Source organism: Cytobacillus sp. EB106-05-05-XG126, assembly GCF_058791715.1.
In genome coordinates, this window is sequence record NZ_JBYTDU010000001.1 from 240385 (window position 1) to 253038 (window position 12654).

Annotated in this window: 11 protein-coding genes; 8 read left to right on the plus strand and 3 right to left on the minus strand. The window is 41.2% G+C overall.

What is annotated here, in order from left to right; all coding sequences use genetic code 11:
• The first annotated feature begins 41 nt into the window (after positions 1–41).
• Positions 42–575: a P-loop NTPase family protein gene (locus AC3WTL_RS01205; RefSeq protein WP_263599519.1), complete on the plus strand. Its 534-nt coding sequence runs from the start codon at positions 42–44 to the stop codon at positions 573–575.
• A gap of 30 nt (positions 576–605) precedes the next feature.
• Here AC3WTL_RS01205 and AC3WTL_RS01210 read toward each other — a convergent pair whose 3' ends face one another.
• Complete coding sequence (locus AC3WTL_RS01210; RefSeq protein WP_492368803.1) at positions 606–2654, minus strand: molybdopterin-containing oxidoreductase family protein; 2049 nt, start codon at positions 2652–2654, stop codon at positions 606–608.
• 197 nt (positions 2655–2851) lie between these two features.
• On the opposite strand from AC3WTL_RS01210, the gene AC3WTL_RS01215 reads away from it, so the two are divergent.
• From AC3WTL_RS01215 to AC3WTL_RS01235, 5 genes are all read left to right on the plus strand, one after another.
• On the plus strand, positions 2852–3532 hold the full coding sequence (locus tag AC3WTL_RS01215) for a response regulator (RefSeq protein ID WP_492368804.1): 681 nt from the start codon (positions 2852–2854) through the stop codon (positions 3530–3532).
• A gap of 295 nt (positions 3533–3827) precedes the next feature.
• Positions 3828–5324 (plus strand): AcpB/EbpR/MafR family transcriptional regulator, encoded by a 1497-nt coding sequence (locus AC3WTL_RS01220; protein ID WP_492368805.1) that lies wholly within the window; start codon positions 3828–3830, stop codon positions 5322–5324.
• 531 nt (positions 5325–5855) lie between these two features.
• Positions 5856–6365 carry a DinB family protein gene (locus AC3WTL_RS01225; RefSeq protein ID WP_492368806.1) on the plus strand — a complete coding sequence of 170 codons (510 nt, stop codon included), beginning with the start codon at positions 5856–5858 and terminating at the stop codon, positions 6363–6365.
• Positions 6366–6939: 574 nt separating this feature from the next.
• Positions 6940–7707, plus strand: a complete 768-nt coding sequence (locus tag AC3WTL_RS01230) for a hypothetical protein (RefSeq protein ID WP_492368807.1) — start codon at positions 6940–6942, stop codon at positions 7705–7707.
• Positions 7708–7828: 121 nt separating this feature from the next.
• A complete protein-coding gene (locus tag AC3WTL_RS01235; RefSeq protein WP_492368808.1) occupies positions 7829–8890 on the plus strand; it encodes an SDR family oxidoreductase in 1062 nt (353 codons plus the stop codon).
• A 36-nt stretch (positions 8891–8926) separates the two neighbouring features.
• Here the strand turns inward: AC3WTL_RS01235 and AC3WTL_RS01240 are convergent, their stop codons facing one another.
• On the minus strand, positions 8927–10036 hold the full coding sequence (locus AC3WTL_RS01240; RefSeq protein ID WP_222499692.1) for an aromatic acid exporter family protein: 1110 nt from the start codon (positions 10034–10036) through the stop codon (positions 8927–8929).
• A gap of 196 nt (positions 10037–10232) precedes the next feature.
• Here AC3WTL_RS01240 and AC3WTL_RS01245 point away from each other — a divergent pair, with 196 nt between their 5' ends.
• Positions 10233–10748 carry a YbaK/EbsC family protein gene (locus AC3WTL_RS01245; RefSeq protein WP_492368809.1) on the plus strand — a complete coding sequence of 172 codons (516 nt, stop codon included), beginning with the start codon at positions 10233–10235 and terminating at the stop codon, positions 10746–10748.
• Between the two features lie 85 nt (positions 10749–10833).
• Positions 10834–12012 (plus strand): M20 family metallopeptidase, encoded by a 1179-nt coding sequence (locus AC3WTL_RS01250; protein ID WP_263599525.1) that lies wholly within the window; start codon positions 10834–10836, stop codon positions 12010–12012.
• 43 nt (positions 12013–12055) lie between these two features.
• On the opposite strand, the gene AC3WTL_RS01255 is transcribed toward AC3WTL_RS01250, so the two are convergent.
• The gene (locus AC3WTL_RS01255) at positions 12056–12265 is read right to left on the minus strand and encodes a hypothetical protein (protein ID WP_035329519.1); all 210 of its coding nucleotides are present in this window, start codon (positions 12263–12265) and stop codon (positions 12056–12058) included.
• Between the last annotated feature and the right edge of the window lie 389 nt (positions 12266–12654).

Genomic DNA, 12654 nt, shown 5'->3' on the forward strand with positions numbered 1-12654 from the left:
TTCGAAAAAGAGCGAATTAAATCAGATAGGAAGGTGATTATTTGAAAAGAGTGATGGTGATTGGGACTTCAGCAGGCGCAGGAAAATCAACCTTCGCCAGAAAATTGGGCGAGAAAACAGGCATTGAGGTTCATCATCTTGATGTTTTATACTGGAAGCCCGGCTGGGTGGAAAGGGAGCTTCAGGAATTTTCGGATGCACAGCGTGAAATAGTAAAAAAAAAGCAGTGGATTATTGAAGGCAATTACAGCAATACTTTTGAAATCAGGGCAGCGGCATGTGATACAGTCATATATCTGGAAATTCCCCTGTATCTCTGTCTGTACAGGGTATTAAAAAGGTGGGTGACCAATCTTGGCAAAACCCGGCCAGATATGGCTGCCGGGTGCACGGAGAAAATGGACTGGAAGTTTATTAAATTCATTGTGACAACATACGAACTCCGTAAAAAGAAAATGGCTGAGCGGCTTGACAGGTTTGCTGCAGAAGGAAAAAAGGTCGTTGTATTAAAGAACAAAGCGGATATGGATTCATACATAGATGATCTTAATTTTAAGACTAACAATGCTTCATAGCATACAAAAACCCCTGCATTTTTGCAGGGGTTATTCTATTATGATTTTCGAAAGGTTTACCCGGCCTGAAAAGAACACGGCACCGCCGCCCATATCGGAAAGACGGTCCGGTGTCAGCGAATTGACCAAATGTTTGGTTCCCGGAATATCTGCCCAGATTCCCTGAGAAACTGCCGTGCCTGGAAGGACAAGCTCCCCAACAGCCGCTTTGAGTTCGCATTCTCCGCGCTCATTCCAAATGCGGACTATCTCACCATCCTCAATACCAGCATTCTTCGCATCCTTACTATTCAAGTGAATGCGGGGCTCCTTCTCCATAGCTGCATGTTTTTCATTATGTGAAAAGGTTGAATTCAAAAAGTTATGATTGGGTGCAGGCACAAATAAAAACGGGAAGGTGTCGTCTTCCTTCAGCTGTATATAGGTAGGCAAAGGAGGATGTCCATCATCTTTCATTCTCTGCGAATATAATTCAATTTTTCCGCTTGGCGTGGGGAGCCTGCCGGGAAACAGCGGTTTTACCCTCGCTTTGATAAACTTGTTTTTCCTTAGGGATTCAGCATTGATTTCTTCAATGAAAGGGTTAGCTGGAAAATCCAATGCGGCATTAATCATTTCTTCTTCCGTTTCATAAAATACCGCATCATGATAGCCCATTCCTTCTGCAAGAAGCCGAAACACTTCGACATTTGACTTTGACTCGCCGTAAGGTTCAATGACTGGCTCCTGTATTTGCATGTAGTGATGCCAATACGATGAATATATATCCGTATTTTCAAAAGAAGAAGACGCCGGAAGCACAATATCAGCATATTTAGCCGTTTCGGTTAAGAACAGATCATGGACCACAAGGAACAAATCCTCCCTTTGCAGCCCTTGCCGGACTTTATTCCCTTCCGGTGCCACAACAGCAGGGTTGCTTCCATAGACATACATAGATTTAATCGGTTTTTCCAGTTCAAGCAATGCAGAACCAATCCGATTCATATTAACAATGCGTGTATTCTTTTTGTGCAGGAGATCAGGCCTTTGAAGAGCTCCAGTATTAAAAGCAAGATAGCCGGAGTTTCCCTTGATGGCTCCGCCGCCCCTTATGAGCCATTGTCCTGTAATGGCAGGAAGACATGCGATGGTGCGGATGCACATTCCTCCATTGTCATGATGCTGTGGCCCGTTGCCGATACGGATAAAAGCTGGGGAAGTTTCTCCATACATACGGGCTAATTTGATAATATCCTCTTTCGGCACACCTGTTATGCCGGCTGCTGTTTCAGGGTCATATTGCTTCACATGTTCGCGAAGTTCCTGATGGCCAATCGTAAACTCCTCGAGAAAGGCCTCATCCACTAAATTTTCTGCAAACAGAACATGCATGATACTAAGTGCCAGAGCAGTATCGGTGCCGGGTGTAATGGGTATAAACCAGTCGGCCATTTTCCCGGTCTGGTTTTTATGGACATCAATTACAACGATTTTCGCACCGTTTTTCCTTGCTTTCTGGGCGAGAATCATTTGATGCATGTTTGTGCTGACTGCATTAATGCCCCATAAAATAATGAGCTTTGAATGGATGGTATCCTCCGGGTCAATCCCAAAGCTGCCTCCCATTGTATACGCATATCCTGCTGTACCGGCAGATTGGCAAATCGTCCTGTCTAGACGGGATGCTCCGAGTTTATGGAAGAAACGGCGGTCCATTCCTTCTGCGCTTAATCTGCCCATATTACCATAGAAACTGTATGGCAGGATGCTCTCAGGGCCGTTTTCGGCAATTAGGTCCTTCCATCTGGATGTTATCGTGTCTATAGCTTCTTTCCATCCAATCTGTACAAATTGCCCTTCACCTTTTGCCCCGGCACGCTTCATTGGATACTTGAGCCGATTCCGATCATAAATCCTTGAAGGCATGCTGCGGACCTTGTTGCATATATTCCCCTGTGTGACGGGATGATTGGGGTCTCCTTCAATCTTAACGATTTTTCCTTCTTTTTTATGTACCAGAAGGCCGCATTGATCCGGGCAATCCAAGGAGCAGACAGATGGAAAAACACCATTTAAGGTACTGCTGTAAGAGTTCATATCAGAATACTCCTTCCTTATAGTAAATCGATCATACCATAAAATTCAGATTATTTGCTGGGTGTCAGGAAGCAGCAGGAAAATTCCTATTATGAAACAGCGAACCTCATATTTGAAACTGTGCTTTTAAAATACTTTTGTAAAATAGGTTTTATAGATCTTTTGGTTCAGAATACAACTGAGCAGGTGAACAGGAAATGGTACTGAAAATTGCGATTATAGATGATCATAAGCTTTACAGAGAAGGGGTTAAACGAATACTGGAAATGGAAGAGGGTATGGAAGTAGTTGCTGAAGGGGAAGATGGCCGTGATGCTCTCAAAATTGATAAGGTTTTTAAGCCGGATGTCATCGTTATGGATATCAATATGCCAAATATGGATGGCATCAAAGCAACGGATAAGCTGATTGAAAACAAATCGAAAAGCAAAACCATTATTTTATCTTTTTATGATGATGAACATTATGTCACCCGGGTGCTGCAGAATGGTGCTGCCGGATACCTGATCAAAGATATTGGCGCAAAAGGGCTGATTGAAGCAATCAGGGTTGTTGCCGGCGGCGGAAGTTATCTGGATCCGAAGGTAACGAAAAGTATTATTAAGGAATATAGGAGACTTACAGAATTAAATTCAGTCGGCAATTATGTCTCCTATCAAAGCTATCAGCGTCCACTGCATATATTGACGCGACGCGAATGTGAGGTGCTGCAGCTGCTGGCAGATGGCAATAGCAATACTGATATCAGTAAGATTCTTTTTATAAGCGATAAGACAGTTAAAAATCATGTCAGCAGCATTCTGAGAAAGATAAAGGTACATGATCGGACTCAGGCAGTATTACTGGCGATTAAAAGAGGTTGGGTTAGAATAGGTTAGAATTAAAAATGCGCGCGGATTTTTTAAAAAGGCATGTTCTCCAGAGCATGTCTTTTTATAGTTGTGCTTCAATTTAGAATGAGTAAGCATTGACGTTAATAGAAAAGATAAAGTGAAACTTCAATCAGTGGGGGTTTTCCTTATCCCCCACTGATTGTTAGTTGAACCAATCGGGCCTTTAAGGGCTGTTTGACCCCCACTTACCCTCCATTGATTCCTCTGAGTCTTGAGGTGGGGGTCTTACTGCCCGTTAGACTGCGATAAATGGGAAGAGCCTGAAAAGATAGGTGATAACATGAATAGGTTTTATAAACGCTACTCAGATTTGATCTTTCATTTGCTCAGTGAAAATAATTGGATCAGCTTAGCGCAGCTGGCAGAACGAACAGGCTTTTCCAAAAGCACGATATGGCGTGATCTCGAATTCCTGGAGACGATTCTGCCGGAGGATTGGAATCTCGTAAAGCATGAAACCCTAGGCGTTATGCTGAAAAAGCCTGAAAGCGGCACGCTGGAGAGCATCTTAAGAGAAATTCGCGAAAAAAATACGTATTTCCATACGTTAAAGCTGATTCTAATGAGTGATGGAATTGACATTTCTCAAATTTCCAACAAGGTGCATATAAGCCGTTCGACCGCATACCGCCACATCGAGAAGCTGCAGGAAGTGCTGAAAGAATCACGGCTTTCTTTAACTCCCAGTCCTTTCAAAGTGGTTGGTGATGAAAGAAATATCAGGCGTTTTCTCATGCAATATTTAGATCTTATGAGCTTTAGACCTGAAGCTGAGAAGGATTGGCTGCACTCCGGCGGGTTTCATCAGGCATTGATTGAGGTAACATCAGGCCATTCGATGACTCTCCGGACAGGAGCCTTTCAACGCCTCAAAATGGTTATCTATATTTCAAACCTGCGTATGTCCATGGGATATTTTGTATCCTTTCCAAAAGCATTTCTGGATGCATATAAAGAAAGCAAATATTTCCTCGCTGCCAAAGACCTTGTGCATTTTATAGCTAAAGCCAAAATTCCATCCAGGGAAACACAGCTTCAGGAGATCCTGTTCTTTGCCGTTTATGTGATGAGCGAGGAAAGGCCGACGAATCGGGCGCAGCATCTGCGTTATCTGCGCAGGAGGAGGATAGGCGAAAGGGAACATCCTTTTTCAGTCTACTTAGAACGCCTTTCAAACATCGCAGGCTTCAATCTGACAGATGATGATATCTTCTTATTTCACATTTACCAGACCTTTAAAAGGATCTATCTGGGGAAAGAATTTAACACGGAAACACTGCATAGCTCACTGCTTCAGCATCTTCCGTATTATGAGACGAACCCGCTATTAAAAACATTAGAGAATCTGGGGGTCGAAACATTCTCGAAAATCCCCCTTGTTTTTAATAAATTGGATGTACTTGAGATTTTTACTCTATTCCAGGCTGCTGTTCTGAGAAGGAAGAATAAGCATATCATACAGGCTGCACTGGTATGCAGGACATATTATGAAAAAGATTATATCAGGGAAGTGCTAAAATACCATTTTGGAAACCAGCTTGCTATATCAACCCTTGATTCATCAAGCGTGGATTTAATTTCTGAATATGAGGAGTTTGATTTAGTCATATCTACTGAGCTTATTCGCCCATCCAAGCTGATAGGACACCTGCCGGCCATTAATGTTTCTGCTTTTCCAACAGGTTTAGAACTTATGGAAATCAGGCAATTCATACATGATCACTTCTTTGAACAAATTGGGCTGGACAAAGAATTGATTTATCCTTTTGAAAAATAAGCAGGTAAATAAGAATACGCCTTCAAACTGGTGAGTGGTTCCGTTTGGGGAGAGAAATTGACAAATAGCAATAAAAATAGCAGGTCTAATTCGCTTATGAATTAGACCTGCTATTTTTGTTGTTATAACAATGTTTCATTTAATTTTGTGGCGAATTAGCACTTCATATTAGTATCTTAATTATCAAGCGTACCATAATTATTGTACACCAAAAAATGAGGTGTCCATTAGTTGCTAAATGACGTGTTAATCCGCAACCTGTCCTTGAGTAGAGCCTCTAGGAAGAAATTGTGTGATACTAAATATTGGGTATTCCATTGACGGGCAGGTTAGTGGAATAAAAAGTGAATTAATTCATTATCATCTGTATTATGTTAACTGTATAAATCAGTTATTTAGAGATAATAAAGTTGTTTGATTTGCAATTATTTTGCAGTAATGAATTAAATATAGATCAAAAATAAAGGAAATATCTTCTGACAGTCGAATATTTTAGAACCATAATTAACTATCCCGATGAGGAGGATTCTAGTGCGTTCACGACCATTATGTATTGAAAACCCTGAGCATGATAGGTATGTTAGTCTGGTTCCAGATGGAGATATTGAAGAAATACTTAGTAAGCAACGAACTAAGACCGTTACCCTCTTAAGCAGCGTATCAGAGGAGTCAGCAAGGAAGGCGTACGCACCTGGGAAATGGACTTTAAAAGAAGTGATTGGACATATGACCGACTCGGAACGTGTGATGTCGTATCGAATGCTTGCCATTGCACGAAATGAAAGTGCATCACTCCCTGCAATGGAACAGGATCAATACGTTTCTGTGGCAAACTTCAACAAATTATCCTGGGAGCAGTTACTGGCTGGTTTAGACACGGTACGCTCCAACACGTTAAGTCTTATTTCAACCATTGATGATGCAGCATGGGTTCGTAATGGAACTGTAATGAACAGCTCCGTTTCGGTAGGTACCATTGCATATGGCATTGCCGGGCACGAGTTACACCATATGAAAGTGATTAGTGATAAATATTTATAAGTCTTTTTCTATTAATGAAAAAACCTAATTTCTCATCTAATCTGAAAAATTAGATTTATATCTTTTTAACTTCCTTTACGTAGTAAATCTGCATTTTCTGATGCTAGCCCTTATAGCGAATAAAGCATTGAAATGATGACCGCCGCTTATTTGGAAAAGGAAAAAGACGGAAAGGATGACTTTGCAAGCGATAAATGTGCAGATGAACTAATAAATAAATTGGACCAGATGTACTAAAAGAGATGTATATGAAAAAGCAACAAAAGAATTAAATAAAACTTCTTCTTCAACTAATGGGGGCATTAACTAAATAAGAAGTTCATGCCACAAAAAACCCAGATCCATTTAGGTCTGGGTTTTTTGTGGTAAATACAGTGTTATTTACACTGCTATTACGGATGCTAATTTGGGTGTGATTTAAGGTTTTCCCTCCCTAATCGGAATCCCTTATCAAACTGGAGGTGTTTTTTATATATTTTTTAAAATATATTGATTTTGATAATCATTATCAATTAAAATAGACATAAATGATAATCGTTTTCATACATAGTTTTTATTTGAAGGAGGCGAGGATTTGACTAATAGCCCTCAAGTATCCGTACGAACAATGACTGACCAGAATTTAACGGACTTTATCCGGTGTCCTTATAGATTCTATTACACTCATATTGAAAAGAAAAAACATCCCCTTGGCTGGCGTCAGGCCATTCAGCATATTATTAATAAAGTCGTTTCATCTTATTTTCAGCTGCCGCAAAGCCATCGGACACCTGCAAATGTTTTGATGCTGATCGAACAATATTGGGGAAGGCTGGAGCTGCGCATGTTTGATTCCCAACTCCAATATTATATGGCTGCAGCAGCAGTAACAGATGGTTTAATGAGAAACTTAAGCAGTGAATCTGAAATAGCCCAGCCGCTGTTTTTGTATGAAAAATTTAAAATGAATCTTAAAGAGCTGAATACAGATCTTTCATTAACTTTTGATGTCGCGGAGTGGCATCAGGATTCTTTTATAGTGAAGAAATTCTTGGTGGATGCTGACAAGCAAATGCTTGAGCTTTATTGTCATTTAACAGTGGTTTTTTCAGAAATGGTATTTGGAATAAGACCGTCCAGAATTGAAGTCGTCACTTTAATGGATGGTGAGAGGCACGTATTCAATCCTAATAAAGATAGCCTTGAAGCGGGATTAAACTATTTGCAGATGATGAAGTCGCTTCTCGAAGACACAAAGCAGTTTACGGATTTGTATAATTTGAATGAGTGTCCAGCCTGTCCTTTTCAGAATGTCTGTGAAAGGGATGAAAAGAATGTGAGAAAACAAAAATACTTATCCTAAAAAGGCGCCTGGGGAAACCAGGCGCTTCTGCTGTTTAGTAAATGTTTTTCCATTGCTTTTAATTGGATTTCCCGCTAAAGTTTTTAAAAGGGATGTCAGATAGAAAGGCTGTGATTCTTTTTTGAATATACTTATTACGGGTGCAAACGGATTTTTGGGGAAAAAGCTTTCATTAAAGCTTTTGGAACAGGGTCATGAACTTTATTTACTAGTCAGAAGCAGAAAGCGGCTGGATGCCTTCATGCAAAGCGAAGGAAGCGGCTTTTCCAAGCAGATTCATATATTGGAAGGCGATGTTACAGAAAAACATCTTGGATTAAATAGAGAACTTGTGGGTTTATTAAAAGGAAAGATAGATGCCTTATACCATAGTGCAGCACTTCTGTCATTTGATGAAAGAGATCGGGAAAAGACTTTCGAAGTGAATGTGAGTGGAACAGAAAATGTTCTGAAGCTTGCTTTGGAAATAAATTGTCCTAAGGTTTTATATATCAGTACCGCTTATACGGTTGGGACAGAGACTGAGGGGGCGGAGGCTCTTTATTCAGCCGACAGACATTTTGTAAATCCCTATGAAGCTTCCAAATGCGAGGCAGAGCACCTGGTATATACATTCCGGGATAAATTGGATATTGTTATTCTCCGGCCCGGGATTATCATCGGAGATTCCAGAACAGGTGAAGCTGATACAAACTTCGGTTTATACGGATTTTTAAAAGGCATTAAGATCTTAAAAAAACGGTCCCTGCGGAAACCAAACGGCCAAACCTGCAGAATCTATCTGGATCCTGAAGTGGCCCAGAATTTCGTGCCGGTGAATTATGTGATAGATACACTGCATGCCGCCTTGATTCATGCAGAGAGTGGCGGGATTTACAATATTACAAACCCTAACCCGCCTCTGCAATCAGATGTGTATGAAATAGTAAAAGAGGTATTGGATTTTCCGCAATTGGAGATGTGTGTCCCTGGAGACTCTACAGAAATGACAAGTGAGGAAAAGGCTTTTCATGATTCAATGAGCATTTTCCACAGTTATTTCCAGCGGACCATTGATTTCCCATCAGATAATACGGAAAAGCTGCTTGCAGATGCAGGGGTTCCCATGCTCCAGATGGACCGTGATGTATTAAAGAGAATAATAGCAGGATATTTACTCGATAAAGCTAGTATACCTTCCTGATTGAAAAAGACCGGGATTTGAATTCCCGGTCTTCCTTTATTCATTCATGCCTGTTTCCCGCCTTTTGGCCACCTGCTTCAATGGGGCTTTTAAAAGCTTCCGGTGTTTAACTTCCATAATTTGAATTTGATTTAATTCCTCAATTAAGTCATGGATAGAGAGAATTTCATAGAGAATGGCTGTTTCAGGCTGGACATGGTGGTGTGTGCGCGGTTTTAAACCGCCTGCAGGGTCCAGCTGTTTTTGCTCAATAAACCATTGTGTTACCAGGCTGATTTTTTCCCGCTGGGTTTCTGAAATAAGAAAGCCCGGATCATACAGACTGTCTTTTAAATCCTCAAGGACTGACAAGGCAAACTTCTTCCTGCTCTTCTCAATGTCCAGCCGGCCAGGCGCCAGAAAGATCAAGTTTCCCGTGTGATAGGTGATTTGCCTTAAGATGGTCAGTTTCTTATATTCATAATGAAAGTCGCGCATATCCTCACGGCTGAATCGATGATATCTGTATTCAGCTTTTTGATAGTGGCATAATGTTTCGGTCTTATCGATATCTTTTATAAGTCTTTGAAAATCAGAGCGGACATTCCTATCAGATTCCTGTGAATTAAAAATCTCAATGCCTCTTTTAAGTAAAATGTCACCGGAACCTCTGTATAAGGCATGTATGTTTTTTATGATTGATTTTGAGTAATTGGGAGGCATGACAAAAAAGTTAACTGCCGTGGAAACGACAATACCGGTTGTGGTAGTCCCCAATCGAATGAAAAAAGACGACAAATAATGATCATGAACGGTAGAAATCATAGCAACACCAGTCAAAGTAGCCACCAGCATCCCGTCATGAAGCTTCAGCTTATGGCAGACGATGATTGTCGCAAGCGAAACGGAAGCATAACTGTAAGGGCTGTCCCCGAAAATGAACGTAAATAATACAGCAAATCCAGCACCAATGGCAGCCGCCGGAAACCTGACATATGCTTTCCGGATGGAGTCCGCAACAGTGGGCTCAATGGTAACGATGGCCGTAATTACAGCAAACATGGCTGGCCAATTCAGCATATGACAAATAAAAGCTGTTATAAAAACAGCCAGTCCGGTTTTGGCAATGCGTCCTCCTATAAATTTATATGGAATAGTCTGTTTCATAAAAAATCCTTCTTTAAATCTGTGTTTTTAATATAAATTTATATTAGTGCAAGGAACCAATAAGAGCAAATGCAAATCTTCTGATAAAAGAGTATTATCACGGTGACAGGCTCAGATAATATGTTAAAATAGACAACTATAAAGTATACATAATGAATATATATAACATTTTAACAAAGGGGAAGGGTGAGATGGAGTGTCAATTGAAAGTGTGAAAGCCCATTTTAAGAAATGGGACAGGGAACAGGATGTAATGGAGTTTGATTCTTCAAGCGCAACAGTGGAACAGGCTGCTGAAACAATCGGTGTCTGCTCTGCACAAATTGCCAAGACGCTTTCCTTCAGGGGTAATGGGGACGAAGCAATTCTTGTGGTGGCAGCAGGCGACGCGAAAATTGACAACAAGAAGTTCCGGAAAACGTTCGGATTTAAAGCCCGTATGCTTTCAGCGGAAGAAGTTCTCGAACAGACCGGCCATGCTGTTGGCGGGGTGTGTCCATTTGGTCTGAAGAATGACCTGGAAGTCTATCTGGATGAATCTATGAACAGATTCGAAACCCTTTTCCCTGCATGCGGAAGCAGCAATTCCGCTATTGAACTGACTCCTGATGAAATCAATACATATTCAGATGCCAAAGCCTGGGTGGATGTCTGCAAGGATTGGGAGGATGCACTGATCGTTGAACGGCCTTTGGAGAAAATAACGAAATAATTGGTGCTGTAAAATAGTATTGAAATGTATTATTATAATTATATATGAATAAATATATAGATTGACGGATTAGGAGAGCAGATATATGGGAAAAAATCTCATTATTAACCAAATCGATGAACTTCAAGATGATTTTAATAGAATAAGCACTTACATAGGCGAGAATCCCGAACTGGGGCATGAAGAGTACAAGGCATGCAAAGTATTGACAGAGGAGCTTAAGAAGCATGGTTTTACCGTGGAAATTGGCACTTGCGGTTTGCCGACTGCTTTCACGGCTACTTTTGACAGCGGGAAAGAAGGGCCTGTAGTTGGATATATGTCTGAATATGATGCATTGCCTGAAGTTGGGCATGCATGCGGCCATAATCTTATTGGGACAATGGGGATTGCTGCCGGAATTGGACTGAGCAAAGTGATTCATGAAACAGGAGGAAAAGTCATTGTCTTTGGCACGCCTGCAGAGGAGACAAAGGGCGGCAAGGTGACCATGGCCGAAGCGGGTATTTTTGACGCTTTGGATGCAGCGATTATGGTTCATCCCCTCGACAATTATGTGAAGAGCGGTTCATCTCTGGCGATGGATGCGATCCAGTTTGAGTTTTTTGGAAAGTCAGCACACGCAGCTGCCAGCCCGCATTTGGGAATAAATGCGCTGGATGCTGTTCTTCAAACCTTCAGCAGCATAAATGCCTTGCGCCAGCATATCAAGCCTGATGCCAGGATTCATGGGATTATCACAGAAGGGGGCAAAGCGGCAAACGTTGTTCCGGATTATGCGGTTGCCCAATTTTATGTTCGTGCTGCAAAACGTGAATATGTAAATGAATTAGTAGAAAAGGTCAAAAAATGTGCTGAAGGGGCAGCTCTGCAGACTGGTGCAGAAATGAAGTGGTCCTTTTATGAATTCTCTTATGACGATATGGTTACGAACAGTCCTTTATCAGAAGCATTTAATAAGGAACTGATTTCCCTAGGTGTCAATGAGGAAGAAATAATGGAGCAAAAGGATGGCTCAGGTTCACTGGACATGGGAAATGTCAGCCAGGCAGCACCTTCCATTCATCCCTATATTAAAATTACAAATGAGGCTTATGCCTGCCATACACATGAATTCCGTGAAGCTGCAATGAGTGAGCAGGCCAGAGAAGCCATGATTCTTGGTGCTAAGGCAATGGCACTTACCGGGTATGAAGTGTTAACAAATAAGGAGCTTTTAAAAAGGGTTAAAGAAGAATTTGAGTCGAATAAGACATTAGCATAAGTTCAAAATAAGGCCATGATCCCCACTGGATCATGGCCTTTCATTATGATAAGCTATTCCATTCTGAATACAGTCCGGTTCCATTGCAGCCCTGGCAGTCAAATTGATTAGCATGATAAGCGAATTCATTCCCCGGATAAAGTGAAAAACCCCTGCCGTAACAGTCCGGACACTTGTTTTCTTCCTTCATGCGATTGACATGATTCTGATATCTCATTTCGCGCCATTCATTAAAGGCATTCAATAATCCCATTTTTTTCACCTCAGCCATTTTTTCCTTATTTTGAATAAAATGGACAGATTTTATACACGTCGACACTATAATATATGAATAAAGTGGGACTAGTGTGAAAAAAAGCTTGTCTAATTTTTTTAAATCTGACCCTGGGCAACTTCGGACACAGGGATCAGGTTTTTCCAATGTTGAGTCTGAACCTGGAGCAACTTCGGACACAGCGGTCAGGTTTTTCTAGGATGAGTCCGAACCTGAAGCAACTTCGGACACAACGACCAGGTTTTTCCAATGTGGAGTCCGAACCTGAAGCAACTTCGGACACAGCGGTCAGGTTTTTCCAATGTAGAGTCTGAACCTGAAGCAACTTCGGACACAGCGGTCAGGTTTTTCTAATGATGAGTCTGAAC

Excerpts from the sequence above, each read along its gene's own strand:
- AC3WTL_RS01210 (WP_492368803.1), bottom strand. The coding sequence starts at position 2,654 with ATGAACTCTTACAGCAGTACCTTAAATGGTGTTTTTCCATCTGTCTGC.
- AC3WTL_RS01215 (WP_492368804.1), top strand. The coding sequence starts at position 2,852 with ATGGTACTGAAAATTGCGATTATAGATGATCATAAGCTTTACAGAGAA.
- AC3WTL_RS01220 (WP_492368805.1), top strand. The coding sequence starts at position 3,828 with ATGAATAGGTTTTATAAACGCTACTCAGATTTGATCTTTCATTTGCTC.
- AC3WTL_RS01240 (WP_222499692.1), bottom strand. The coding sequence starts at position 10,036 with ATGAAACAGACTATTCCATATAAATTTATAGGAGGACGCATTGCCAAA.
- AC3WTL_RS01250 (WP_263599525.1), top strand. The coding sequence starts at position 10,834 with ATGGGAAAAAATCTCATTATTAACCAAATCGATGAACTTCAAGATGAT.
- AC3WTL_RS01255 (WP_035329519.1), bottom strand. The coding sequence starts at position 12,265 with ATGGGATTATTGAATGCCTTTAATGAATGGCGCGAAATGAGATATCAG.